20 protein-coding genes, 2 tRNA genes and 1 pseudogene are annotated in these 24,074 nt (G+C 58.8%); 9 read left to right on the forward strand and 14 right to left on the reverse strand.

Annotation, left to right across the window (positions count from 1 at the left end; translation table 11 throughout):
- Positions 1-118: 118 nt before the first annotated feature.
- On the forward strand, positions 119-517 hold the full coding sequence (locus tag C8029_RS01105) for a c-type cytochrome (RefSeq protein WP_152002063.1): 399 nt from the start codon (positions 119-121) through the stop codon (positions 515-517).
- 14 nt (positions 518-531) lie between these two features.
- Here the strand turns inward: C8029_RS01105 and C8029_RS01110 are convergent, their stop codons facing one another.
- Complete coding sequence (locus C8029_RS01110; protein ID WP_152002064.1) at positions 532-1,194, reverse strand: ATP-binding cassette domain-containing protein; 663 nt, start codon at positions 1,192-1,194, stop codon at positions 532-534.
- Entirely contained in the window at positions 1,191-2,180 is a 990-nt protein-coding gene (locus C8029_RS01115) for an ABC transporter substrate-binding protein (RefSeq protein ID WP_009572777.1), read from the reverse strand. Before C8029_RS01115 ends, C8029_RS01110 begins: the two co-directional genes overlap by 4 nt.
- 204 nt (positions 2,181-2,384) lie before the next feature.
- Between C8029_RS01115 and C8029_RS01120 the strand changes: the two genes are divergently transcribed.
- The gene (locus C8029_RS01120) at positions 2,385-4,151 is read left to right on the forward strand and encodes a PQQ-dependent methanol/ethanol family dehydrogenase (RefSeq protein ID WP_009572776.1); all 1,767 of its coding nucleotides are present in this window, start codon (positions 2,385-2,387) and stop codon (positions 4,149-4,151) included.
- A gap of 89 nt (positions 4,152-4,240) precedes the next feature.
- Here the strand turns inward: C8029_RS01120 and C8029_RS22635 are convergent, their stop codons facing one another.
- Both C8029_RS22635 and C8029_RS01125 read right to left on the reverse strand, forming a co-directional pair.
- A complete protein-coding gene (locus C8029_RS22635; protein ID WP_269771048.1) occupies positions 4,241-4,372 on the reverse strand; it encodes a hypothetical protein in 132 nt (43 codons plus the stop codon).
- A gap of 81 nt (positions 4,373-4,453) precedes the next feature.
- Positions 4,454-4,528: transfer RNA gene (locus tag C8029_RS01125), tRNA-Glu, on the reverse strand.
- A 252-nt stretch (positions 4,529-4,780) separates the two neighbouring features.
- Here C8029_RS01125 and C8029_RS01130 point away from each other — a divergent pair.
- On the forward strand, positions 4,781-6,652 hold the full coding sequence (locus C8029_RS01130) for a PHA/PHB synthase family protein (protein ID WP_152002065.1): 1,872 nt from the start codon (positions 4,781-4,783) through the stop codon (positions 6,650-6,652).
- A 127-nt stretch (positions 6,653-6,779) separates the two neighbouring features.
- On the opposite strand, the gene C8029_RS01135 is transcribed toward C8029_RS01130, so the two are convergent.
- Together C8029_RS01135 and recJ are read right to left on the reverse strand one after the other, a co-directional pair.
- A tRNA-Glu gene (locus tag C8029_RS01135) sits at positions 6,780-6,854 on the reverse strand.
- A 115-nt stretch (positions 6,855-6,969) separates the two neighbouring features.
- On the reverse strand, positions 6,970-8,712 hold the full coding sequence (gene recJ, locus C8029_RS01140) for a single-stranded-DNA-specific exonuclease RecJ (protein ID WP_152002066.1): 1,743 nt from the start codon (positions 8,710-8,712) through the stop codon (positions 6,970-6,972).
- Between the two features lie 207 nt (positions 8,713-8,919).
- Here recJ and C8029_RS01145 point away from each other — a divergent pair, with 207 nt between their 5' ends.
- Entirely contained in the window at positions 8,920-9,774 is an 855-nt protein-coding gene (locus C8029_RS01145) for an endo alpha-1,4 polygalactosaminidase (RefSeq protein WP_226946207.1), read from the forward strand.
- Between the two features lie 272 nt (positions 9,775-10,046).
- Here C8029_RS01145 and glpX read toward each other — a convergent pair whose 3' ends face one another.
- From glpX to C8029_RS01165, 4 genes are all read right to left on the reverse strand, one after another.
- A complete protein-coding gene (glpX, locus tag C8029_RS01150; RefSeq protein ID WP_009572772.1) occupies positions 10,047-11,024 on the reverse strand; it encodes a class II fructose-bisphosphatase in 978 nt (325 codons plus the stop codon).
- Between the two features lie 179 nt (positions 11,025-11,203).
- Positions 11,204-11,914, reverse strand: coding sequence for a ceramidase domain-containing protein (locus C8029_RS01155; RefSeq protein WP_152002067.1), 711 nt, complete (start codon positions 11,912-11,914; stop codon positions 11,204-11,206).
- Between the two features lie 3 nt (positions 11,915-11,917).
- Positions 11,918-13,228 carry a homoserine dehydrogenase gene (locus C8029_RS01160; protein WP_009572770.1) on the reverse strand — a complete coding sequence of 437 codons (1,311 nt, stop codon included), beginning with the start codon at positions 13,226-13,228 and terminating at the stop codon, positions 11,918-11,920.
- 135 nt (positions 13,229-13,363) lie between these two features.
- Positions 13,364-13,696: a hypothetical protein gene (locus tag C8029_RS01165; RefSeq protein ID WP_152002068.1), complete on the reverse strand. Its 333-nt coding sequence runs from the start codon at positions 13,694-13,696 to the stop codon at positions 13,364-13,366.
- A 271-nt stretch (positions 13,697-13,967) separates the two neighbouring features.
- On the opposite strand from C8029_RS01165, the gene C8029_RS01170 reads away from it, so the two are divergent.
- A complete protein-coding gene (locus C8029_RS01170; RefSeq protein WP_009572768.1) occupies positions 13,968-14,456 on the forward strand; it encodes a hypothetical protein in 489 nt (162 codons plus the stop codon).
- Positions 14,457-14,547: 91 nt separating this feature from the next.
- Here C8029_RS01170 and C8029_RS01175 read toward each other — a convergent pair whose 3' ends face one another.
- From C8029_RS01175 to C8029_RS01185, 3 genes are read right to left on the reverse strand one after another with little or no spacing between them, the layout of a single operon-like run.
- A complete protein-coding gene (locus tag C8029_RS01175) occupies positions 14,548-15,204 on the reverse strand; it encodes a TadE/TadG family type IV pilus assembly protein (RefSeq protein ID WP_152002069.1) in 657 nt (218 codons plus the stop codon).
- A gap of 11 nt (positions 15,205-15,215) precedes the next feature.
- Positions 15,216-15,761, reverse strand: coding sequence for a TadE/TadG family type IV pilus assembly protein (locus C8029_RS01180; protein ID WP_009572766.1), 546 nt, complete (start codon positions 15,759-15,761; stop codon positions 15,216-15,218).
- Entirely contained in the window at positions 15,758-17,485 is a 1,728-nt protein-coding gene (locus tag C8029_RS01185; protein ID WP_152002070.1) for a Tad domain-containing protein, read from the reverse strand. The genes C8029_RS01180 and C8029_RS01185 overlap by 4 nt, the downstream gene beginning before the upstream one ends.
- A gap of 453 nt (positions 17,486-17,938) precedes the next feature.
- Between C8029_RS01185 and dnaG the strand changes: the two are divergent.
- The 4 genes and pseudogenes from dnaG (at position 17,939) to C8029_RS01205 (ending at position 23,166) form a co-directional block, all read left to right on the forward strand.
- Positions 17,939-19,923 (forward strand): annotated as a pseudogene (dnaG, locus tag C8029_RS01190) (DNA primase).
- A gap of 277 nt (positions 19,924-20,200) precedes the next feature.
- Positions 20,201-22,201, forward strand: coding sequence for an RNA polymerase sigma factor RpoD (rpoD, locus tag C8029_RS01195; RefSeq protein WP_009572763.1), 2,001 nt, complete (start codon positions 20,201-20,203; stop codon positions 22,199-22,201).
- A 49-nt stretch (positions 22,202-22,250) separates the two neighbouring features.
- On the forward strand, positions 22,251-22,760 hold the full coding sequence (locus C8029_RS01200) for a hypothetical protein (protein ID WP_152002071.1): 510 nt from the start codon (positions 22,251-22,253) through the stop codon (positions 22,758-22,760).
- A 103-nt stretch (positions 22,761-22,863) separates the two neighbouring features.
- Complete coding sequence (locus tag C8029_RS01205; protein ID WP_009572761.1) at positions 22,864-23,166, forward strand: HlyU family transcriptional regulator; 303 nt, start codon at positions 22,864-22,866, stop codon at positions 23,164-23,166.
- Positions 23,167-23,203: 37 nt separating this feature from the next.
- Here C8029_RS01205 and C8029_RS01210 read toward each other — a convergent pair whose 3' ends face one another.
- On the reverse strand, positions 23,204-24,055 hold the full coding sequence (locus C8029_RS01210) for an SDR family oxidoreductase (protein ID WP_152002072.1): 852 nt from the start codon (positions 24,053-24,055) through the stop codon (positions 23,204-23,206).
- Positions 24,056-24,074 lie beyond the last annotated feature (19 nt).

Genomic DNA, 24,074 nt, shown 5'->3' on the forward strand with positions numbered 1-24,074 from the left:
GTACGACCAAAGTCGTAGGTGGACTGCGACCAAGGTCGGGGGGCTTTGTTGATGTACATCAACACCTTGCGCGGTGGAAAGGGCGATCTTGGGCATGAACATGCCATAGGAGTCCGCCATGAAAGCCATCAAAATCGCCATACATCTGATCCCCGCACTCTTTGCCGCCACGCTTGGCACCTCAGCCGTTGCGGGTGAATATGACGCGATCAAAGCCGCCGCCGGGGCAGAGTTTTTTGACAAGGAATGCCACCGCTGCCACTCGGTCGATGCCGACCGCGCCAGCTATGGCCCGTTGTTGACCGGGGTGATCGGCCGCAAAGCCGGTAGCTTTGAGGGTTATCCCTATTCGGACGCCCTGAAAAACGCCAATTTCACTTGGACCGCAGGCGCGATCCGGGCGTGGATGGAAGACAATGACGGCTTGGTGCCGGGCACGAAAATGCGCCATGTCGGTGTTGAGGATGCCACGGTTCAGGATTTCATCGTCACCTATCTGGCGTCGATTTCCGAATGATCCTCGTCGTTTAATCAAGTCGTGAGTTTAGAGAGGTTGGTGGTCTGCACCTGTGCGGGCCGCCCTCCAAGGGTCAACACCCGATCGCACAGCCGCGCCGCCTCTTTGGGGTCGTGGGTGACCAGAATCGTCGTGGTGACATGATGCGCGCGCAGGGTCTCAAACAGGCGCATCATCTCATTGGCGAGCTGTGGGTCGAGCGATACAAAGGCTTCATCCATCAGCAACAGATCGGGGGCGGCGGCAAAGGCGCGGGCCAAGGCCAAGCGGCGCTGTTGACCCAATGAGAGCTGACCGGGGAACAGATCGGCATGATCCGAAAGACCCACCTGCGCCAACCACTGCCGCGCGTTCGGCGCGTCGATGCGGGTGGTCAGGGTCAGATTGTCCAAGGCGCTGCGCCACGGCAAAAGGGTCGGTTCCTGGAACACGGTGCTGATGCGCTCTGGGCGCTCGCAACTGCCGTCATAATCGGAATGCAGCCCGCAAATCACCCGCAACAGCGTCGATTTTCCCACGCCCGAGGGACCGACGAGGGCAAGGGAGGCACCGGGAGCGATCGAAAACGAAATCGGCCCGAGAATCTGTTGCCCGCCGGCATGGGCCGAGCGCAGATCAACGCGCACGCCCCCACTGAGAGTAGGGGGCGTGGGGATGGTAATCGGCATCAGCTTCATGTGCCGGGATGGTAGAATGTGCCCTCAGGCAGGGTTGTGGCCTGGCCCACCAAATCCACGCCGCCGAGCTGCGCCATCAGATCGAGCATCTTGGCCGCATCGGCATCAGACACCGGACCCTTTGGCGGAATACCGTCGATCCATCCGGTTTTGAGTGCTGCAAATTGCGCGTCGGTTTTGACATTCATCTCCGGGCGCAGGCGATCCCAAGCGGCGTCATCTGTGGCCAAAAGATCTTTGGCCTGACGTGACGCGGCGGCCAGTCCGGCGACCAGTTCCGGGTGGTTTTTCAACACCTCACCGCGCACAACATAGCCCAAAAGCGGCGTGTCCGGGTTTAACCCTAGCGCCACGGCGGCCTCGGAGGTGGAGGTCAAAAGCCGCATCCCGGCGGCGTCCATTTTGGCCCCAAAATGCCAAAAATTAATCGCGCCGTCCAACTCGCCGGAGAGGGCGGATTTGAAAATCAAAGGCGGTGCGCCGTAGACCTGTTCGGTGTTGGCTGCCAGATCGAGCCCCTCAGTCTGGGCCGCAAAGGCGCGCAGGATCAGCCAGCTTTTGTCATTCGGCCCACCAGCTATGCCGATTTTGCCGCCTGCCAGATCGGCAATGGTTTGGGCAGGGCTGTCCTTGGGCACATAGAGCCCGCCCACGGCTTTGGAATAGGGGACGAAAACGTAATCCTTGCCCTCGGCGCGTTGGGCCGCAACCCAGAGCCAATCGGCGACGATCATATCGACTTCGCCCGCCGCCAGCGCCACACGTGAGGCGGGGGAGCCCGCGACATCAAGCGCCTCAAGGGTAAAGCCCTGAGCGGCGTCAAAGCCGTAATGATGGATGGTGTCCACCTCCCAGGCGACGGTGCCGGACATTTGCAGCGCCGCTTTGAGTTTTGGCAAATCTTCGGCCTTGGATGGCACGGAAAAGGCGGCACTCAAAGCCGCGGCTGTGGCAAGGGCCGCGAGGCCTTTGGTGAATTTGGTCATGGTTGATCCTCCCTGATCTCAGAGTAGGAGCGCGCGGGCGTGGCACAATACGACCAAAGGATGGGAAACGACCCCAGGGTCGCATGCGGCCTACGACCAATGGCCAATTTCGGACAGGGCCTCGCTTTGGTGATCATTGGTCAGGCTTTATCTGCGCGGGTCCAAGAGGGAGCGCGCATCTGGTCATCCATGGGAGGAAAACACATGAACAGGTTTCTATCTGCCGCATCTGCGGCTGTTCTGGCGTTCGGTCTTGCGGGAAGCGCCTGGGCGGGCGTCACCGAAGAGGATCTGCTGAACGACGCCAACACACCGGGCGACATTTTGACCAACGGCATGGGGCGTGATCTGCAACGCTATTCGCCGCTTGAGACGCTCAACAAAGACAACGTGAAAAACCTCGTTCCGGCCTGGGCCTTCAGCCTCGGTGGTGAAAAGCAGCGCGGGCAAGAGACCCAGCCCTTGGTGCATGACGGCATCATGTATGTGACCGGGTCCTATTCGCGCCTTTATGCGATCGACATGACCAACGGCAAAGAAATCTGGCAATATGACGCCCGACTGCCCGAAGGCATTTTGCCCTGCTGTGACGTGATCAACCGTGGCGGTGCGATTTATGGCGACAACATCTATTTCGGCACGTTGGACGCGCGCATCGTGGCGCTGGATCTGAAAACCGGCGATGTGAAATGGAACAAAAAGATCGCCAACTACAAAGAAGGCTATTCCTACACAGCCGCGCCGTTGATCGTGAACGGTCTGGTCATCACCGGTAACTCCGGCGGTGAATTTGGCATCGTCGGCGAAGTACAGGCACGCGATGCGGAAACCGGTGAAATGGTTTGGACGCGTCCGGTGATCGAAGGTCACATGGGCACGCTCAATGGCGAAGAGAGCACCATGACCGGGACGCTGAACGCGACCTGGCCGGGTGATATGTGGAAAACCGGCGGCGGTGCGACCTGGCTTGGCGGCTCTTATGACGCTGACACCAACACATTGGTTTTTGGTACGGGTAACCCGGCGCCGTGGAACTCGCATCTGCGCAACGCGGGCACACCGACCGAGGGCAACAGTGGCGACAACCTGTACGCCGCATCGCGTTTGGGCATTGATCCGGCCACCGGCGAAATCAAATGGCACTTCCAGACCACGCCGCGCGAAGGCTGGGACTTTGACGGGGTGAACGAGGTTGTGGCCTTTACCGACAAAGACGGCAACAAACGGTTCGCCACCGCCGACCGCAACGGTTTCTTCTACGTGTTGAACCGCGAAGACGGCGCGTTTGTGAACGCAACCCCGTTTGTCTCTGACATCACCTGGGCCAAAGGGATTGATGAAACCGGACGTCCGATCTACGTCGAAGAGGCCCGTCCGGGCAACCCACTTGAGGCGGAAAAGGGCGAGATGGTGTTCTCGGTTCCGTCCTTCTTGGGGGGCAAAAACTGGATGCCGATGGCGCACAGCCAAAAGACCGGTCTGTTCTATGTGCCGTCGAACGAATGGGGCATGGACATCTGGAACGAGCCGATTTCCTATAAAAAAGGCGCGGCTTACCTTGGCGCGGGCTTTACCATCAAACCGATCTTTGAAAGCCACATCGGGTCTTTGAAAGCGATCCAGCCGGAAACCGGCGAGATCAAATGGGACTTCCAAAACGAAGCCCCGCTTTGGGGTGGTGTGATGACCACGGCGGGTGGCCTCGTGTTCTTCGGCACGCCTGAAGGGGAATTCATCGCGCTTGACGATGAGACCGGCGAGAAACTTTGGTCGTTCCAAACCGGCTCCGGCATCGTTGGTCAGCCTGTGACCTTTGAAATGGACGGCGAACAATATGTCACCGTTGTCTCCGGCTGGGGTGGTGCGGTTCCGCTTTGGGGCGGTGAAGTGGCCAAAAAGGTCAACTACCTGAACCAAGGTGGCACGGTCTGGACCTTCAAATTGCCGAAACAACTGGCCATGGCGAACTGATCCTATCGCAATAAATCGGTGCTCAGGCACCTCTGGCCCCGCTGCGGTTCTTCCGTGGCGGGGTTTTCTTTGTGCTGATCTGCGTGGGCTTATCTGCCGTTTGGCGGCAGGCCTTTGATCCGTGCCTGATGGGCCAAAAGATCGGTTTGGGTGAGAGGGTGTGTCCGCATGTTTGACGTGTCGAAGGAGGCACCAAAGGCGTCATACTCAAGGTCGATCAAGGCGGGTTGACCTCGGCGGGGACACCACATAGCGCCGCGCAACAGCGCCAAGGACAGTATGACACATCTGAGGGAATAAAGTGGCAGTCCATAGGGGAATCGAACCCCTCTTTCCAGGTTGAAAACCTGGCGTCCTAACCGATAGACGAATGGACCGCGCTTTTGGTAGGCGGCTAATTAGACGGCATGAGAGCGAAGCGCAAGAGGGTTTCGAGACAATTGCGCGATTTTCTTTTGCGACAGAGGACAGGCCAGAAAGATCGGCGGTCACGGGCGGCTTGGGGCGCGCTCTGGCGGAATTTGGCTGAGTAGAATGGGGCTTGACCGAAATCAGTGTCCTGACGCGTGAAACGGGCGAAAATACCCCTAAATTGCGGGCAATCCCGCCTTGAGTGAGTGGAGGATGTGATGCCAAGCCAGATCAAAACGACGACACCCAAAGTCGATGCCCCTCGAAGACCTGCGGCCAAAATCGCTTTGGTTGAGGCGGATGCGACGCGTGACAGCATGGCCACAGTGCCAAGGCTTCCCCACACGCCGCAACGTGACGTAGATCAGGATTTCAGCGTCTACAACGTGATGGACAAGGCGGCCCATGCCGCAATGGCGCGGGTGACCATGGGCATTGCCCCATCCGCATTGGCGGCGGCTTGGGCGGATTGGCTGACCCATCTGGCAACAGCTCCCGGCAAACAATTGGAACTGGTCGAGAAAGCCGGGAAAAAGGCCTCTCGCCAGATGCAATATGCCGGGCGATGCCTGTCGGGGGCTGACGTACAACCCTGTATCGAAAGCCTGCCACAGGACCACCGGTTTCGCGATCCGTCCTGGCAAAAATGGCCGTTCAATATGATGTATCAGTCGTTTTTGCTGCAACAACAATGGTGGCACAACGCGATGACCGATGTGCCGGGCATGACGAAACAGCATGAAAATGTGATGGCGTTTTTGGCGCGTCAGGTGCTCGATATGATGTCGCCGTCAAACTTGCCCCTGACCAACCCCGAAGTCTTGCAGGCGACGCTGGCGCAGGGGGGGATGAACCTTGTGCGTGGGGCGCAAAATTTTGGTGAAGACGTCACGCGCTATGTGACCAAAGAAAAATCGCCCGACCTTGAGGCCTTTCAACTTGGCCGCGATTTGGCGACCCGCCCCGGTCAGGTGGTCTATCGCAACCGCTTGATCGAGCTGATCCAATATGCGCCCACGACGGATCAGGTCCACCCCGAGCCGATCCTGATCGTCCCCGCCTGGATCATGAAATATTACATTTTGGACCTGTCGCCCGAAAATTCGATGGTCAAATTTCTGACCGGGCAGGGGTTTAGCGTGTTCATGATCTCTTGGCTCAACCCGGAGGCCGAGGACCGCGATCTGAGCATGGAGGATTACCGTGCGATGGGCATCATGGACGCCTTGGACGCCGTTCAGGCGATCACCGGGTCCGATCATGTGCATGGTTTGGGCTATTGTCTTGGCGGTACGCTCTTGGCGATTGCGGCCGCGGCGATGGCGCGCGATGGTGATCCGCGGTTTAAAACGCTGACGTTTTTGGCCGCGCAAACGGATTTCACCGAAGCGGGCGAATTGACCCTGTTCATCAATGACAGTCAGGTCAATTTCCTCGAAGACATGATGTGGGATCAGGGCTATTTGTCGACGGAGCAGATGGGCGGCGCCTTCCGCCTGTTGCGCTCGGCCGATTTGATCTGGTCGCGCAATGTCCATGATTATCTGATGGGAGAGCGGATGAAGATGTTTGATCTTCTGGCGTGGAATGCCGATGGCACGCGGTTGCCCTATACGATGCACGCGCAGTACCTGCGCCAGTTGTTTTTGAACAATGATCTCGCCGAAGGGCGCTATGAGGTGGCGGGCAAACCTGTTGCGATCTCCGACATCCGCGCGCCGATTTTTGCCGTCGGCACCGAGGATGATCACGTGGCCCCGTGGAAATCGGTCTATAAATTCCACCGCTTTGCCGACACCGATGTCACCTTTGTGCTGACCAATGGCGGGCACAACGCCGGGATCGTCACCGAACCCGGCCATCCGGGTCGCCATTTCCATATGGCGACGACGGCGTTTGATGCGCCGTTCAGTGATGCGGAGGAGTGGCAAGAGGCGGCGCCTGCGCAGGATGGGTCTTGGTGGATCGCCCATGCGCAGTGGCTGAAAGAGCGCTCCGGCCCGCTGGGGGATGTGCCGCCGATGGGGCGTCCCGAGGCGGGCTATGCGCCGATCTGCGCTGCACCGGGGACCTATGTGTTTCAGGCGTGACTTGGAGGGAGAGGGGGCATTTGTCCCCCTCAGGTCTCCGTCTCGCGACCAGGACAAGACAGATAAGATAAGACCGACACCGTTTACAGTGCCAGACGTCACTCAGAGATATGCGGAGGGGGATAAGTGGCAGTCCATAGGGGAATCGAACCCCTCTTTCCAGGTTGAAAACCTGGCGTCCTAACCGATAGACGAATGGACCGCGCTTGGTGTGAGCGGGTGTTTAGACGGGCAGCCGCGTGGGTGCAAGAGGAATTTTGCGCATGGGCGGCAGAATCTTACAACTTGGTGACAGAGAAGATGCGTCACGCGGGCCTTCACGCCCGCGCCGCGTCCTCAAGGCGCAATTGCACCGATTGCCGCCCGCCCCAAGTGTTGATTTCAAGCCGCCCGGCCAAGTGGAATCGCGCCCCGCCATGAGCCTCAAGCGCCGGACCGAGAGGGCCATCATAAGCGCCAAAACAAATCGCCTCCAAACGCGGTCCCAGCCCGTCGGAAAAGCTGATTTTCAGGTGGCTCTCGCCAATGCGTCGGGCGAAATGGATCGCACAGGACGGAAACGCGAAGCGCGGGGCAGGGGCGGCGGCCCCAAACGGCCCTGCGGCCTCTAGTCGGGTGATCAAATCAATCGTGGCGGCACCGGGCATCAACATCCCGTCGAGTTTCAAATCCGCCGGCCCGCCGTCGCCCGCCCCCTGTTTGGCAAGCAATTCAGACAGGCGTTCCATCGCGGGTTCCAATGTCTCCCGCATCACGGTCAAACCCGCCGCCATCTTATGCCCGCCGCCTTTGACCAAAAGCCCCTCGGCGGCCAGTTTTTGGATCGACGCGCCCAGATCGACGCCCGAAATGGATCGGCCAGAGCCTTTGCCCTCATCGCCGTCAAAGCCGATGACAATGGCGGGGCGATTGGACGATTCTTTCAGGCGGGAGGCAACGATGCCGACCACACCGGGATGCCAGCCCTCGCCCGCAGCCCAGACCAGCGGACCGTCAAGCCCGCGTGCCTCAGCCTGCGCAATCGCCGCCGCGCGCACGGCGTTTTCAATCTCGCGCCGCTCGGTGTTGAGCTGATCCAGCCGTTCGGCCAGTGCCTGTGCCTCAATCGGGTCTTGCGTTGCCAAAAGCCGCGCGCCCAAATCCGCAGCCCCAATCCGCCCCCCGGCATTGATCCGAGGACCCAAGAGAAACCCAAGCGAATAGGAGGTCGGCGCGGTGTCCATCCGGGCCACATCCGCAAGCGCACGAAGGCCAATGCGATGCCGCCCGGCCATGACTTTTAGCCCTTGCCGCACCAGTGCGCGGTTGACGCCAATCAGCGGCGCGACATCGGCGACCGTGGCCAGCGCCACAAGATCAAGCGCAGCCATCAGATCGGGGCCTTTTTGTCCCTCGGCACGCATCAATCGGTTGACCTCAACCAGCATCAAAAACACCACGGAGGCAGCACAAAGATGGGCCAGGTCGCCGCTCTCATCTTGGCGGTTCGGGTTCACCACGGCAACACAGTCGGGCAAGATCTCGCCGCCCAAATGGTGATCCAAAACAATCACATCCGCGCCGATAGCTGCTGCAATCGGACCATGAGAAAGCGTGCCGCAATCGACGCACACAATCAGATCGTGGTCCTGTGCCAGCGCCGCCATCGCGGGCTCATTCGGGCCATAGCCCTCATCAATCCGGTCGGGAATGTAAAGCGTCGCCTGATGCCCCATGTCGCGCAACCACGTCAGCAACAGCGCCGCAGAGGTGCCGCCATCGACGTCATAATCGGCAAACACCGCGATGCGTTGGCGGGATTTCAACGCTGCCAAAAACCGCGCGGCGGCTTTGCCCATGTCTTTCAATGTCAGTGGATCGGGCAACAAGTCCTTGAGCTTCGGGTCCAAAAACCGCTCCGCCTCCTCGGCCGACACGCCCCGGCGCGCCAAGGTTTGGCACAGGGCAACGGGCAGGCCGGTGTGCTGGGCCAAGGCCTCCGCCTGACGCATCAGATCATCGGTGGGACCGACCCAGCGGCGGGCGGTCAAGGAGGTTGTGACATCCAGAAAATCGCTCATCCGCTCTATATGGCGCTTTTGCGCAGGTAGAGCAACGGGGCCTTATGTGGCGATGCCGAGCGCATTGGGGATGATGGGCCTTATGCTCGTTCGGGTTTGCAACCAAGGCATGTATTTGCCTTTGGTGAGGAGGCGAGACAGTGTATCAGGCATCACTAAGGTGTTTTCGAGGGAAGTCACCTAAGGCGCGCAGAGGGGAGTTCGGGTATGCCGGACCAATTGGATCACGTTTGGAATAGGCTGACGCGCTTTGTTGCTCCGATGTCTGTCATGGTCGCTGTTGCTTGTGCTCTGCCCTGCGCCAGCCTGGCAAAACCGGGGTGGCAAATGTTGCCGGGCGACGGCGCGGTCGACTACCAATTGGGAGGTGCCTATCCCCCGGAGGATCGCGTGAGCGTGGTTGTGCGTGACAGCACGGCGGAGCCAAGCGCCGGGCGTTATAATATCTGCTACGTGAACGTTTTTCAGACCCAGCCCGGTAGGTTGCAGTGGTGGCTTTCCCATCATCCGAATGCGCTCTTGCGCGATGACGATGGCAATCTTGTTGCCGATCCGGGGTGGCCGGATGAATATGTGCTTGATACCCGAACCGAAGCGACGCGCGCGCAGATCGCAGACGCGGCGCGGGGCACGATAGAGCTATGTGCGGCCAAAGGCTTTGATGCCGTGGAATTCGACAATTTGGACAGTTGGACGCGGTTCGAAGCGCTCACCGTCGATGGCAATATCGCCTTGGCAACGACGCTTGTGGATGTGGCGCATGGGCTTGGTCTGGCGGCAGGGCAAAAGAACGCGCCGGATCTGGGCGCGCGTGGGCCGGGAGCGGGCTTTGATTTTGTCATTAGCGAAGAATGTGCGGCCTGGGACGAATGTGGGGTCTACCGCGACCACTATGGGGCCAATCACATTGATGTGGAATATGACGGGGCATTGGGCAAAGCAGGGTCCTTCGCGGCGCTGTGCAAGCTGCCGGATCAGCCCACTCTGACGGTCCTGCGCGACCACAACCTCGTGGGGCCGGGGCAAGCCGGATATGTTTTCGAGCTTTGTTCTGCAGGATAGAAGGCAAGTTCCGCGGGACAGGCCGGTGGCAGGGGCTCCGATCAGGGCGCGCGACGGCCCCAGCGATGAGCAGCCCGTTTCACATAATGATACAGGTTGGCCTGGACGAACAACAGTCCGCCGATCTGTGTCAGCAGGTGGGGGAGGCCGTGTGCGTAGCTTGGCCCATGAAAATCTGACCCGTGAAAATCTGACCCATGAAAATCCGTCTGTCACATGAAAAGGACGCCAACAGTGCTGTTGACGTCCCCTCGTGCTGATCTTGGCGCGTCTTAAATTTGATGCGCGTTCGAGATCGGGTTGCGGTAGGTCATGTGGCGCACGGAGCCGGTTTTGGACCGCATCAGGATGGTTTCCGTGGTCAAATAGCCCGGCTCGCGTTTGATGCCCGACACGATGGAGCCATCGGTCACGCCGGTGGCGGCAAAGATCACATCGCCGGTGACCAATTCGTCGCGCGAATAGATTTTGTCGAAATCGGTGATGCCGGCTTTGGTGGCGCGGCCGCGTTCGTCATCGTTGCGGAACAAAAGCTGGCCCCACATCTGACCGCCCATGCATTTCAACGCAGAGGCCGCCAAAACACCTTCGGGTGCGCCGCCGGACCCCATATACATGTCGATGCCGGTTTTGGCCTCGGCACAGTGAATGACACCGGCCACATCGCCATCGGTGATCAGGCGGATCGACGCGCCGGTGGCGCGCAATTCGGCGATCAGGTCTTCGTGGCGGGGACGTTCAAGCACACAGAGGTTGATCTGGTTCGGACGCACGCCTTTGGCCTTGGCCAGTGCTTCGACGCGTTCGGTCGGGGACATGGCGAGGCTGACCACGTCTTTGGCGTAACCCGGCCCAATGGCCAGTTTGTCCATGTAGACATCCGGCGCGTGCAACAAGGTGCCGCGCGGGGCCATGGCGATCACGGTGAGGGCGTTCGGCATGTCTTTGGCGGTCAATGTCGTGCCTTCAAGCGGGTCCAACGCGATGTCCACGGCGGGGCCTTCGCCGGTGCCAACCTCTTCGCCGATGTAGAGCATCGGCGCTTCGTCGCGCTCGCCTTCACCGATCACCACAACGCCTTTGATGTCGAGGGAGTTGAGCTGTTCGCGCATGGCGTTCACGGCGGCTTGGTCTGCGGCTTTTTCGTCACCATTGCCGACGAAATCGGCGGAGGCGAGGGCGGCCTGTTCGGCGACGCGGGCGAGACCGAGCGACAGCATGCGGTCATAAAAAGCGATGGGTTTTGACATGGGATGGTCCTTTTTCGACGGACGGATTGGATGGTCTCCCCCTCATGACCATATGTTCATCGGCGGGGCAAGGCGGGCGGGCATCTGTGTGCGCTAACAGGGCGTTGTTTGCGCTAACTTATTGGCAGGACGTAACAAAATTACGTCAACTTGCCGCAATCCGCCACCCAGATAGGCAGTCACCGCGCTGACGTGGCAGGTCTGACGGCAGGGCGCGCCATGCCCCGTGCCATCAGTAAAAAACCGATCATTGCCGCATTCAGGACATGCCACATGAAATGTGTCCCCGTGGGCCATGAGGTGCAAAGCGCCATATCAAAGGTACGGAATGCCATAGAGGCAAGAAAGGTCACGGCGGCGGCCAAGACCCAAGGGGCCTGCGGCAGGCGCAACCGCCATGACGCCGCGGCAAAGATCAGCAAAGCGATCAGCGCAGGGGCATATTGACCCGTGCCATTGAGCGGATCGGCGGCATTCGCGTCGGTGGTTTCACCTGTGGCCATGAGAAACAATACGGTGAGGGTGACGCTTGAAATCAATATGGCAGCAATCACTTTGTAGCGCCGGGATGTGCCGCGTTCCGTGGTCAGGGCCGCATAGACATACAGCCCGACAAAGCTCCAGATCGGCACGGTGTCGGCCCATTCGGACCAACGATTGGCGAAGGTGTGAAACAAAAACGAGCCCAGACCAATCAGCGCGCAGAGGCCAGTCAACACCGTATTCATCCCTGAGATCGGCCCACGCGCCCGCATGACCCGCCAGATCAGAAGGGCGACGAGGGGAAAGGCGGCGTTGGATAAGGCGTTGAGCGGCTCGGACCAAAAGGACGCATCGAGCCGCTCGCAGTAAATATCGACAGGGTTGTTCAAGACCTGCCAGATCGCCATGGATCAGACCGTTTCAATACGGATCGCGACCGGTTCAGAGGCTAAAACGCCAGTTTGCGACATGCCGTCCAGCGCCACGTCCAAGGATTTGCGCGACGTGGCGTCGGTGACGATCAACACGGGCGCGACCTCAGGATTGGCCTCCTGGCCATATTGGCGCATCCGGTCGATGGAGACACCCGCATCGCCCAAAGCGGCGGCGATTTTGGCCAAGGCACCGGGTTTGTCGAGCAAGGACATGCGCAAGTAATAGGGTGCAGGGGTTGCGGCGACGGCGGGGGTGGATTTTTCCAACACATCGGCAGGGACGCCAAAGGTCGGGATGCGTACACCGCGCGCAATGTCGATCACGTCGGACATCACGGCAGAGGCGGTGGGACCCATGCCCGCGCCCGCGCCGCGCAGCACGATCTGACCGACCTCATCGCCCTCAAGCACCACCATGTTGGTGGCGTTTTCCAACTGACCCAAAGGCGAGGTGGCGGGGACAAGGCATGGCGTCATGCGCTGTTCAAGGCCACGTCCGGTCATCTGGGCCACGCCCAAAAGTTTTATGCGAAAGCCCATGTCGGCGGCGTGGTGAATGTCTTCGATGGTGATGCGTTCGATGCCCTCAAGCACCATATTTTCAAAATCGACCTGGGTGCCAAAGCCGATTGCGGCCAGCAAGGCCAGCTTGTGCCCGGCGTCAATGCCGCCCACGTCAAGCGTCGGATCGGCTTCGAGATAACCAAGCGCCTTGGCGGCGGCGAAGACCTCGTCATAGGACAGGCCTTCGTTTTCCATCCGCGTCAGGATGTAATTGCAGGTGCCGTTCATCACGCCGACGATGCGTTCAATGCGGTTGCCCGCAAGGCCTTCGGTCAAGGCTTTGATCACTGGAATGCCGCCCGCGACCGCCGCCTCAAAGCGCAGCACCGCACCCTTGGCTTCGGCGCGCAGGGCAAGATCTTGGCCGTAGAGCGCCAGCATGGCTTTGTTGGCGGTGACCACGTCTTTGCCAGCGGACAAGGCGGCCTCGGTTGCGGCCTTGGCGGGGCCATCGGAGCCGCCCATCAATTCGACAAACACATCCACATCATCGCGCAGGGCAAGGGCGACCGGATCGTCTTCCCAAGCGTAATGGGACATGTCGATGCCGCGATCCTTGTCGCGCGAACGGGCGCAGACGGCGGTGACAACGATGGGGCGACCGGTGCGTTGGGCCAAAAGATTGGCTTTGCGCTGGATGATTTTGATCACGCCAACGCCAACGGTGCCGAGACCCGCAATCCCGAGGCGCAAGGGGGCGGTTTCAGAAGGGGTTTTCGGCATTGGAGGCTCCGCATCACTAAAGAATATGTGCGCTCTGATAGCGGTGAATGAGCCGAGGTGCAACTGTGATGGCGGTCACCGCGCCATGGGCTTTGCGGAATGGCAGAGCAGGTGCCGACACACCGCGTAGGGCCGTTAAGAGGGGGCGCCTGCACGGGCGAGAGCGGCCATCAGGCGGGCGCGTTCGGCCTGTGTCAGGACCGGGGTCTTTGACAAGGTACGCCCCCGCGCCGCCAGGGCCGCGGCCCTTCCCGCCAACGCCATGGCGGCCTCTGTGCCAGCCTCGTCCAAGGAAGGGGTGGCACTGATCATCTGCGAACTCAGCAGGTTTGGCCAAGGCTGGGTCGTATCGACGGGGGCCACACGGCCCGACAGGTCTGGACGATCGGCGCAGCCAGAGAGGCCCGCAAGCGCCGCCGTGAGTGGCAAGGTCAGATAAAAACAGCGAAAGGGGCGATGGCGCAACATGATCGGCAGGGTCCGTCCGCAAGAAAAGCTGGGTTTGCTTTACGCGTTGCGGCGCGTCGGAACAAGATGGCTTTGCGTTCTGCGGCTTTTGCGCTAAAGCCTTTTGCAATGAACCTGAGGCACAGGTGAATGGCAACAGGCCCATGGCATCGCCAAGGCATCGCAAGATTGTACAGCGTTTGACAGCGCGATTCTGGCGCGACTCTGGTGATGAAACTGCGTCCCAAAGCCCGATAACGCCCCAAATAACGCCCCAACAGGAGCACCCCAAATGTCCGATTTCACCCTCACACCTTCACCCGCCCGACGCGCCAGCGCCGCAATGATGCTGGCCGCATTGGGGGCCTTGCTTGTCTGGATCGCGACGCGGCCCGAGGCGGTTGGGATGGGGTGGATCGCCTTGCTTTTGGCAATGGCTGTGCTGGCCTTTGGCTTTGCCTGGCTGGTGTGGCGGGCGACCGCGCGCGGGTTGGTTTTGACCGAAGAGGCTTTGACCGAAGAGGGCGGGCGGGTTTTGTGCCGGTTGGACGATATTTCCGCCGTCGAGCGCGGCACCTTTGCGTTCAAGCCCTCGAACGGTTTCATGATCCGATTGAAAACCGGACAGGACCGGCCCAAATACCCGCGCGCTTGGGTGCCGGGTCTGTGGTGGCGTTTGGGGCATCGGATCGGTGTCGGGGGTGTGACACCGGCGGGACAGGGCAAAGCGATGGCCGATGTGATTGCGGCACGTCTTTCAGGCGCTGGCCGCATCGAATGATCGACCGTGCCATGTGCTCGCCCTCCCCGTGTAAAATGCGGGGAAGGCTGCGGGGAAGGCCTTTGAACGATCAGTCACTAAGCGTCAGTAATCAGTAATATCTGTTATATCTGCGACCGCCGCTGCCTTGATCCATGTTGGGATCGTCCGTGGTGTCCGTATTCGAGGACCCGGAGGAGGCAGACCCGTCATCAAACAAAACCTGTGTCGCAAATCGGGGTTTGGTTGTGACGGTGTCGGCAAAGGCCAGTTCCGCGAGCCCCACGTCAAACAGTGGCGACCAGGTGCGGACGGTTTCGACCAAAAGCACTTCTTCGCCATTGGCCAAAAGCGGCAAACGGTTTTCGACATCGGACAGGCTGTTTGTGGTCAACGGCGAGAAATCCCCCACGGCATAGGACCACACGAGACTGTAAGAGCCATTGCCATTGCTATCGAGCGAAAACTTGACCTCGGAGACGCGCATGTCGATGTCGCCGGAGTTGTTGAGGAAGCGATAGAGATCTGCGGTCCCGTTGAGAAAGGCCGGGGTGACCGGGTCGGTTTGCCGCGAGAGATAATCGGAGATCGTATAATTGGCTTTGTTGGCCTCGGATTTGGCCTGAAACGCAGTAAAGAACGTATAACAAAACACCAAAGAGAACATGATCAACGGCGCCATGATGACGGCTTCGACGGACCATGTGCCTTGGTCCTCTCGCTGGTAGCGACGGGCAAGAGACAGCAAAGGGGCGCGCAGAGAGGTCATGAGCATTCCGATCAGGTGTTGGGTTCGTTGACAAAGCCTGCGGTGGATACCATCGCATAGCCAGAGCCCGGAGTGCCTTCCAAAGCGGCCCCAAGCCAAGTGGTCGGGAAAATCGGATCGACAATCACGCAAGCGCGCACGAGCATCAGTTCATTCTCGCCCCCATCGGTAAAGGTGGTGGCGGGGGTGATGTTCTGGTTCCGGTCAATGCAATCCGCGATATTGGCGGGGCGCACGAAATTGTTTGCATCCACGGGTTCGAGGGCGATGTGCAGGTTTTCTTCGCAATTGCGCACATAGCGGGCATAGGTGCAGACGGCGGTTTTCAGCGTGGGCAACGTGACATTGGAGGCGGTGCCCAGGCGCACATCGCGCACGGCCAGATCAAGGCCACGGTCCAGCATGGAGGCGGAGACCGTATAATAGCCAATCTCATAGCTGCCCATCATCATAAAAGCGAACACCGGAAACACGATGACAAATTCGATTGTCGAACTGCCAGCCTCGCCGCGACGATAGCGGCGCGACAGGTATCTTAGGACGGAGAGAACATTCATTCGACCAACCTCAGTTCTGTCACTTTCGTGGCGATGGCGGCAAAAGCGTCCGAGATTTCCAGACCATCCACATCATAGTAATGAGCCGGAGAGGAGGCGCAGGAGATCAGCACTTGTTCGGCGTCGTTTGGGGCTTCAAACCCGATGGTAAAGATCAGAACGCCGTTGTTTTTGGCGGCCGTGCAAATATCGTTCAGGCGTTCGTTTTTGGTTGTGCCGCTCACGCCTGTGCGGGTGGCGCCGGTCCAGAAGTAATAGTCATTGGAGCTGCCGGAGCCATAATAGCGGGCATAGGCATGGCTTTCGACCGTGAAGCGCTGCCACACTTCGGGCCAGGTCAGGCGCGTGGCGTTTGAGCCGCCATAGACCGAGCTGTAGTAATTGCGGCTTTGCGGTTCATACCATTTGGTTTCGTTCCAGCAGGAAAAATAGCTGCATGTTCTTTTGCTGACCGGGAAAGAGACCCTACCGTCTGGCGCAAGATAGATATCCGAATCGCCGGAGCGGTAATTGGAGGGCATGTAATACTGGGTGGTGTTCACACCATCGGTCATCACCACCAACACCTTGAGGGTCGATGCAGAGGCCACAGCCGGGCGGCCCGCCATGGCGGAGGACACTTCTCCCGACGCGATGAGGGCACCGGTCAGCGGGGCTGCGGATGTGTCAAGCAACGCCGCGCCCCATTTCACACCGACATCAATCGACGTGTTGCCGTCGGCGCGCAGGTTGGAGATTTTGCTCTGAACCTCGGACAGCGAATTCGAGAACGGCAAAATCCGATTGTAGCTATGCGGATCGCAGACCTCCAGAATGGTGCCTTGGTTGAAGTCATTGTAATACCACGGGTCAAACGCCAGTGTTTGTTGGTAATATTTCGCCCCGGCATAGTCTTTGGGTTCGATGTTCGTGGTTTCAAAATCGCTTGAGGTGAAGTTCAGGCAATAGGAATTGCTATGCGCATCTGTGACGTTGAATTCCGACAGAATGGTCGGTCCCGCGTTCACCTGCGTGGAATAGGGCACCACCGACATGGAGACGGCATCCGGCGCGGAATTGTCGAAAATGGTTTGGGCAAATTCCTGTCCCGCAATGGACAGGTTGCCAATCCGGTTCGAGCTGTTCATTGAATTCGACACGTCAAGCACAAGCGAGATTTCGAGATTGGCCAAGCCTTGTTCTGCGGCGCCATGGCTTGCCAACGTCAAAGTGTCGACGGCGGCGAATTTCATGAAATAGGTCGGAATGTCTGCGGACACGGTTGCGGTCACACGGCGGCCCTGGCCGGACACTTCGGTTTTGACGTTTGTCAGATATTGCGACAGGCCGGCCTTGGCGAAATAGTCTTCGACCACGACTGTGGGGTCAAAGCTGTTTTCAAGGTTGGCGGCGGCCAGCACAGCACGATCAAGCGTGTTTTGCAGTTCGGTCCGCAGAGTTTCATGGCGTATGATATCGACGCCAATCCCGGCCAGAATCATCACGATGACAAAGGTGAACAGGCCGAACACAGCCAATGACCCCTGTTCCTCTTTGGCATAGAGGGCAGGGTGGGGCAAAGGCAGATGTGAGAGCAGGCTCTCGCGAAGTCCCTTACGCCGCAGCGAAGAAAGGACTTTTTTGCCACGCAGCTCCTGTGCGGCGTCATTTTGCGCCAAGCCAAGAGCCTGTTGTGTGTTCACCAAGTCTACGACGATTTCATCGCCGCGAAAAATACCTAACATGACACCATCTTTTCATCAAAGCGGTGCCCCCATTTCCCAGTTTGATAGCGAAAGGCCGGAATTTTCCGTGCTTTGTTCACTCCCTATCCAGAGCATGTTGATCCGCCATTGACTTGAAGTAAATAGAGGAATGCTTTGCCCTGATAAGGTCATAAATGCGGGCTTTCAAAGCGCTTTGAGGGGAGATTTCCGAGGATGATGGAAGGGGGTGGTCAAGATTTCGCCACAATCTGCCTTGGAAGCGCCATATTTGGCACCGTGTTTTGCCACAAAGTGATTCATCGTTGTTAAGGTGGAGTTAAGTCTGTGCGGACCTTTCGGCGGGGCAATGGGTCTTTTAGCCGCCGGGAAAGGTGAAAGTCAGAGCGCAGGCCCGAGGGTGAGCTGCTGACATATCCCCTTGATGCGCGGCCCCTCTGGACCTTGGCCGCAGGACGGAGGATACTGCCGCCCATGTCATTGCCACCCGGATTCTTGGATGAACTGCGCACCCGCCTGTCACTGACCGATGTGGTCGGGCGAAAAGTCATGTGGGATGCGCGCAAATCCAACGCCGGAAAAGGTGATATGTGGGCGCCATGTCCGTTTCACACCGAAAAATCCGCGTCGTTTCACGTCGATGACAAACAAGGATTTTACTACTGTTTCGGCTGCCACGCCAAAGGCGACGCGATCACGTTTGTGCGCGAGACGGAAAACGTGTCTTTCATCGAGGCGGTTGAAATTTTGGCGCGCGAAGCTGGAATGCCAATGCCTGAACGCGACCCGAGGGCGCAAGAGCAGACCGACAAGCGCAGCGCCTTGGCCGAGGTCAATGAGGCGGCGAACCGATTTTTCCGGCTGCAGTTGCAACAATCGGGCGGGGCACAGGCGCGGGCCTATCTGGACAAGCGCGGTATGAAACCCGAGACCCGAGATCGCTTTGAGATCGGTTTTGCCCCCAACGGCAACGCGCTTTTGCGCGCGCTCAAAGATCAGGCATTTCCGCCGAGCTGGCGATTGAGGCCGGGGTTGCCGCCAAGCCTGACGACGGCCGCGAGCCGTATGATTTCTTTCGCGACCGGATCGTGTTTCCAATCCGCGATGGCCGGGGGCGGCTGATTTCCTTTGGGGGTCGCGCGATGGACCCGAATGCGCGGGCAAAATACCTCAATGGCCCGGAGCGGTTGCTGTTTGATAAGGGCGCGGCGCTTTACAACAACGGTCCGGCGCGCGCCGCCTGTGGCAAGGGGCAGACCTTGGTCGTCTCCGAAGGCTATATGGATGTGATCGCGCTTTCGGAAGCCGGGTTTGAGGCCACGGTTGCGCCACTGGGCACGGCGATCACCGAGCGGCAATTGCAATTGATGTGGCGGATGTCGTCGGAGCCGGTGATTGCGCTGGATGGCGACACAGCCGGGCTGCGTGCCGCCTACCGGGTGATTGATCTGGCGATGCCGCTGCTTCAGGCCGGGCAATCGCTGCGCTTTGCAATCCTGCCCGAGGGCCAGGACCCCGACGATTTGATCAAGACCAAAGGCGCGGGCGCGATGCAAGAGGTGTTGGACGCGGCGGTGCCGATGGTCACGCTGTTGTGGCGGCGTGAAACCGAGGGCAAAGTGTTCGACAGCCCGGAACGGCGCGCCACATTGGACAAGGCGCTGCGCGATGCGATTAGGCCGATCACCGATGCTTCGATCAAAGGCCATTACGGCGAAATCCTGAAAGAAATGCGCTTTCAACTGTTCCGGCCACAAAGGTCGGGCAATGGTGGGGCGCGTGGCGGGGGCGGCAACGGCGCGCCAAGGCGCGCTTGGGTGCCGGGATCGGGCGGGCAGGGCCGCTATCAGGTTGCCGCAGTCCCCACCGCAGGGCTGAAGGCCTCGATGATCGTCTCGGGCGATGACAACAACGCCGATTTGATGCGCGAAGCGGTGGTTTTGGCCGTGTTGATCTGCAATCCAGGTCTGGCTTTGCAGTTCTTGCCGCAATTGGAAGGGCTTCATACCCGCACCGAGGAGCACGGCGCGTTGCTCCACGCCATCCTGACCCATGCCGAGGAGACAGACGCAGCGGCTTTGCGGCAAAATGTGATCGCCATGATTGGGCAAGAGGCCCTTGATCGGGTGATGTCGCATCCCCATGTTCAAATCGCACCGCCCGTGCGCCGTCCCGATGCGGACACGGCGCAGATGTGCCTGACCGAAGAATTGACCAAGCTCAAAGCCAGGCGCGGCTATCGCGCCGAGTTGGACGAAGGCGTCGAGGCGCTTTTGGCGGCGGATGATGAAAAATTGACCTGGCGGTTGCGACAGGCCGCCGAGGCGCGCAATCGGGCGACCAAGGCGGAGGCGGAGGACCGCACCGAGTTTGATGTGGCTGACAACGGATTGGCCTTGTCGCGCAGTGAACGCGAGGCGTTTCATGCGCTTTTGTCCAAGATCAATCCGCAAAAGTGAGCGCGTTGAGGCGTTCATAGATGTGTGAGAGGTGAATTGAGGCAACTGTGCACTATCTGTTGCGCGAGAGGGTGGCGGCGTTCGGTGGCCTCTGGTGCAGGAATGGTTAAGGAAATATGGGTATTCGGGTAGCGAATCGGCGAATCGCATGACATGATTCGTTTCATCCGAAGATCAGCCCTTGGGACAGGGGTGATTCGCGGGTCAACCACAGGGGGCGTCGGGCCTATCCGATGCGTCTGATGGGGCCCAACAGTGACGTGAAGGGGAGTGCCGTATGGCCGCTAAGGACAACGACGACGCCAAGACCGAAGATCAAGATCAGGATGGCATGCTGGATGTAAGCCAGACCTCGGTCAAAAAGATGATCTCTGAGGCTCGTGAAAAGGGCTACATCACCTACGACCAGCTCAACAAAGTGTTGCCGCCGGAACAGGTGAGTTCTGAGCAGATCGAAGATGTGATGTCGATGCTCTCAGAGATGGGCATCAATATTATTGAAGATGAAGAGGTCGAGGACGAGGACGCAGGCGACGCCAAGGGCGGTGCCTTGGTTCAGGCCACGGGCTCGCGCGATGTCGCGATGGCGGCGTCCGAGACCGAGAAACTGGATCGCACCGACGACCCCGTGCGGATGTATCTGCGCGAAATGGGCTCTGTCGAATTGCTGTCGCGCGAAGGCGAGATCGCGATTGCCAAGCGCATCGAGGCCGGTCGCAACACGATGATCCTGGGGCTATGCGAAAGCCCGCTGACCTTTCAGGCGATCACCATCTGGCACGACGAGCTTTTGTCCGAAGACATTCTTTTGCGCGATGTGATCGACCTTGAGGCCACGTTTGGCACGGGCGTGGATGGCGATGACGAAGAAAGCGTTGTCGGCGGTCTGGCCACGAGCAGCCCTTCCTCTGAGGATGAGACCAAAGAGAAGGCGCAAGAATACGACGCCGACGGCAATCCGATCTCCACGGATGATGATGACGACGAGGACGACGACGAACAGGCCAACATGTCATTGGCGGCGATGGAAGCGGCGTTGAAGCCGCAGGTGCTTGAAACCCTCGCGCGCATTTCCGAAGACTTCGCCAACCTGTCCGAGATGCAGGATCAGCGGATGTCGGCCACATTGAACGAGGACAACAGCTTCTCCGACAATGAGGAAGCGATCTATCAGAAACTGCGCTCCGAGATTGTGGTTTTGGTGAACTCGCTTCACCTGCACAACAACCGGATCGAAGCGCTGATTGACCAGCTTTACGGCATCAACAAACGCGTCATGTCGATCGACTCCAACATGGTGAAACTCGCCGATCAGGCGCGGATCAACCGCAAAGAGTTCATCGACGAATATCGCGGCTATGAGTTGGACCCGTCTTGGTTGGATCGCATGGCCGAAAAAGGCGGGCGCGGCTGGCAGATGTTTGTCGAACGCCACACACCGAAAGTCGAAGAGCTGCGCTCTGAAATGGCCATGGTTGGTCAGTACGTTGGTGTGGATATTTCTGAATTCCGCCGCATCGTGCAACAGGTGCAAAAGGGCGAAAAAGAGGCCCGTCAGGCCAAGAAAGAAATGGTCGAGGCCAACCTGCGTCTGGTGATTTCGATTGCGAAAAAATACACCAACCGCGGTTTGCAATTCCTCGATCTCATTCAGGAAGGCAACATTGGCCTGATGAAAGCCGTCGATAAGTTTGAATATCGTCGCGGCTATAAATTCTCCACCTATGCGACTTGGTGGATTCGTCAGGCGATCACCCGCTCCATCGCGGATCAGGCCCGCACCATCCGTATCCCTGTGCACATGATCGAAACGATCAACAAACTCGTGCGCACCGGGCGTCAGATGTTGCACGAAATCGGCCGCGAACCGACGCCTGAGGAATTGGCAGAAAAGCTGCAAATGCCTTTGGAAAAAGTCCGCAAGGTGATGAAAATCGCCAAAGAGCCGATCTCTTTGGAAACCCCGATTGGCGACGAAGAAGACAGCCAACTCGGCGATTTCATCGAGGACAAAAACGCGATCCTGCCACTGGATGCGGCGATTCAGGAAAACCTGAAAGAGACCACCACCCGCGTGCTGGCCTCGCTCACCCCGCGCGAAGAACGCGTCCTGCGGATGCGTTTTGGCATCGGGATGAACACGGACCACACGTTGGAAGAAGTCGGCCAACAGTTCTCGGTCACCCGAGAACGCATCCGTCAGATCGAAGCGAAAGCTCTGCGGAAGCTGAAACACCCAAGCCGGTCGCGCAAACTGCGGTCGTTCTTGGATCAGTAAAGTTAGAGGCGCCTCCCGAAAGGGGGGCGGTTCACTTTGGCGAGGTTGAATGGTTAAGAAAGAACAAGAATTTATATTGAAGCAGTATGAAATGATGTCTCAGGAAGTTCTTGAGATACACTCACGCACTGACAGACTTGAGCAATTTTTTGTTGCTGTAATTGGTGCGATTTACGCTTTTGCTTTTCAAAAAGTTACAGGTCTCAATGATCTGATATTTTTTGTTCCGACAATCATTTCATTCTTTGTGTTGGTGCGCCTTGAATTGTTGAGTAAGGTTCGCTCGATATTGCGAGTCAAACTGATTGAATTTGAAAGAGAATTGGGAGCCGAAAATGCTGATGGAGGACAATATCAACATAGCCAAAAGCACTTCTATGGAACAAGTGACGCAAAATTCCGAGAGGCGTTTGCTTGGGAGAAATTATTTCTCGGAAAAGTCTCCGATCGCGCCTTACTATGGAAAGTGAGCTTGTGGGCGACAGGATTGGCTGCATTAGTTGCTAACTGGTCTACTATCCAATCTTTGGTAGATACGCTTTGTTCATCTGGGCGTTAAATGCCTGCGATCCTTCTGCTATTCGCCAGCCCCCGGTCAGGCGAAGCGCGGCTTGCACTCCCCGTCGCCGCCCGTCAAACTCCCTCTCAAACTGGAGGCCCGCATGTCCCTTTTCTCGAAACTCTTCGGTGGCGCGTCAAAGCCCGCCGCCACGTCGCAATCCACCGCAAAGCCCGAGCTTTACGGCAATGACTACCGCATCTTCTCGGAGCCGATGAAGGCCGAGAGCGGCTATCGCATTGCGGCACGGATCGAAAAGGATTTTGGCGGCGAGACCCGCGCCCATATGATGATCCGCGCCGATACGATGAGTGACATCGACGATGCGCGGCGGGAAAGCCTGCGCAAGGCGCAAATCTTTATCGACCAGATGGGCGACGCGATTTTTGACGACTCCCGGATGTGACCCCGACCGCGGACGGTCAGGGTCGTGAGGCGCAGGATCAGAGCGCGGCTTTGATCGTTTCCGCAATCGGTTCGGTCGGGCGACCGATCAGCTTTGAGAGCGTTTTGCTGTCGTCAAACAACGCGCCCTCAGCCGCCTTTGCGTCCGAATCCGCCAAGATCGCGGCAAACCCTGCGGGCAGGCCCGCGCCGACGAGCGCTTCGGTGAATGCCGCCTCTGGCATGTCGGTATAGGTGACTGCTTTGCCGGACAGCTCAGAGACAAGCGCGGCATAGTCTGCCAGCGTGTAGCCCTCATCGCCGGCAAGCTCCAACACCTCCCCATCATGGCCCCCGGCCAAGACAACAGCCGCCGCATCTGCGTAATCCTGACGCGTGGCGGTGGCGAGTTTACCCGCGCCAGCCGCCCCAAAATGTTGTCCTAATTCAAGGTCTTGGTCCAGAGTCATGGTGATGTTTTCGGAATACCAGCCATTGCGCAACAGCGTGTGGGCAATGCCCGAGGCAGCCAACATATCTTCGGTGGCTTTGTGCTCTTCGGCCAGCGCCATGGCGCTGTCTTGGGCATTCAGGATCGAGGTGTAAGCGATGAAGGACACGCCCGCCGCCTTGGCCGCTGCGATGACATTGCCATGCTGCGCGGCGCGTTGACCAATTTCGGAAGAGGAGATCAAAAGCAGGCGATCCACCCCGGCAAAGGCCGCCTCGAGCTTGGCTTTGTCGGTGTAGTCGCCAAAGCGGGTGGCGATGCCTTTGGCGGCATAGTCTTCTGCGGCTTTCTCCGAGCGCACCAAGGCGATGATGTCGCTTTTGGCAACGCGGGCGGCGAGGGCGTCGATGACGCGTTGACCCAATTGGCCGGAGGCGCCGGTGACGAGATAGGTTGTCATGTGTCTTCCCTTTCAGTGC

Source organism: Roseobacter sp. TSBP12 (genome assembly GCF_009129705.1).
GTDB lineage: Bacteria > Pseudomonadota > Alphaproteobacteria > Rhodobacterales > Rhodobacteraceae > Celeribacter > Celeribacter baekdonensis_A.

Excerpts from the sequence above, each read along its gene's own strand:
- C8029_RS01130 (WP_152002065.1), top strand. The coding sequence starts at position 4,781 with ATGCCAAGCCAGATCAAAACGACGACACCCAAAGTCGATGCCCCTCGA.
- rpoD (WP_009572763.1), top strand. The coding sequence starts at position 20,201 with ATGGCCGCTAAGGACAACGACGACGCCAAGACCGAAGATCAAGATCAG.
- C8029_RS01210 (WP_152002072.1), bottom strand. The coding sequence starts at position 24,055 with ATGACAACCTATCTCGTCACCGGCGCCTCCGGCCAATTGGGTCAACGC.
- glpX (WP_009572772.1), bottom strand. The coding sequence starts at position 11,024 with ATGTCAAAACCCATCGCTTTTTATGACCGCATGCTGTCGCTCGGTCTC.
- C8029_RS01180 (WP_009572766.1), bottom strand. The coding sequence starts at position 15,761 with ATGAATGTTCTCTCCGTCCTAAGATACCTGTCGCGCCGCTATCGTCGC.
- C8029_RS01160 (WP_009572770.1), bottom strand. The coding sequence starts at position 13,228 with ATGCCGAAAACCCCTTCTGAAACCGCCCCCTTGCGCCTCGGGATTGCG.
- C8029_RS01105 (WP_152002063.1), top strand. The coding sequence starts at position 119 with ATGAAAGCCATCAAAATCGCCATACATCTGATCCCCGCACTCTTTGCC.
- C8029_RS01170 (WP_009572768.1), top strand. The coding sequence starts at position 13,968 with ATGTCCGATTTCACCCTCACACCTTCACCCGCCCGACGCGCCAGCGCC.
- C8029_RS01155 (WP_152002067.1), bottom strand. The coding sequence starts at position 11,914 with ATGGCGATCTGGCAGGTCTTGAACAACCCTGTCGATATTTACTGCGAG.
- C8029_RS01110 (WP_152002064.1), bottom strand. The coding sequence starts at position 1,194 with ATGAAGCTGATGCCGATTACCATCCCCACGCCCCCTACTCTCAGTGGG.
- C8029_RS01205 (WP_009572761.1), top strand. The coding sequence starts at position 22,864 with ATGTCCCTTTTCTCGAAACTCTTCGGTGGCGCGTCAAAGCCCGCCGCC.
- C8029_RS01115 (WP_009572777.1), bottom strand. The coding sequence starts at position 2,180 with ATGACCAAATTCACCAAAGGCCTCGCGGCCCTTGCCACAGCCGCGGCT.
- C8029_RS01175 (WP_152002069.1), bottom strand. The coding sequence starts at position 15,204 with ATGACCTCTCTGCGCGCCCCTTTGCTGTCTCTTGCCCGTCGCTACCAG.
- C8029_RS01120 (WP_009572776.1), top strand. The coding sequence starts at position 2,385 with ATGAACAGGTTTCTATCTGCCGCATCTGCGGCTGTTCTGGCGTTCGGT.
- C8029_RS01200 (WP_152002071.1), top strand. The coding sequence starts at position 22,251 with ATGGTTAAGAAAGAACAAGAATTTATATTGAAGCAGTATGAAATGATG.
- C8029_RS01185 (WP_152002070.1), bottom strand. The coding sequence starts at position 17,485 with ATGTTAGGTATTTTTCGCGGCGATGAAATCGTCGTAGACTTGGTGAAC.
- C8029_RS01145 (WP_226946207.1), top strand. The coding sequence starts at position 8,920 with ATGCCGGACCAATTGGATCACGTTTGGAATAGGCTGACGCGCTTTGTT.
- recJ (WP_152002066.1), bottom strand. The coding sequence starts at position 8,712 with ATGAGCGATTTTCTGGATGTCACAACCTCCTTGACCGCCCGCCGCTGG.
- C8029_RS01165 (WP_152002068.1), bottom strand. The coding sequence starts at position 13,696 with ATGTTGCGCCATCGCCCCTTTCGCTGTTTTTATCTGACCTTGCCACTC.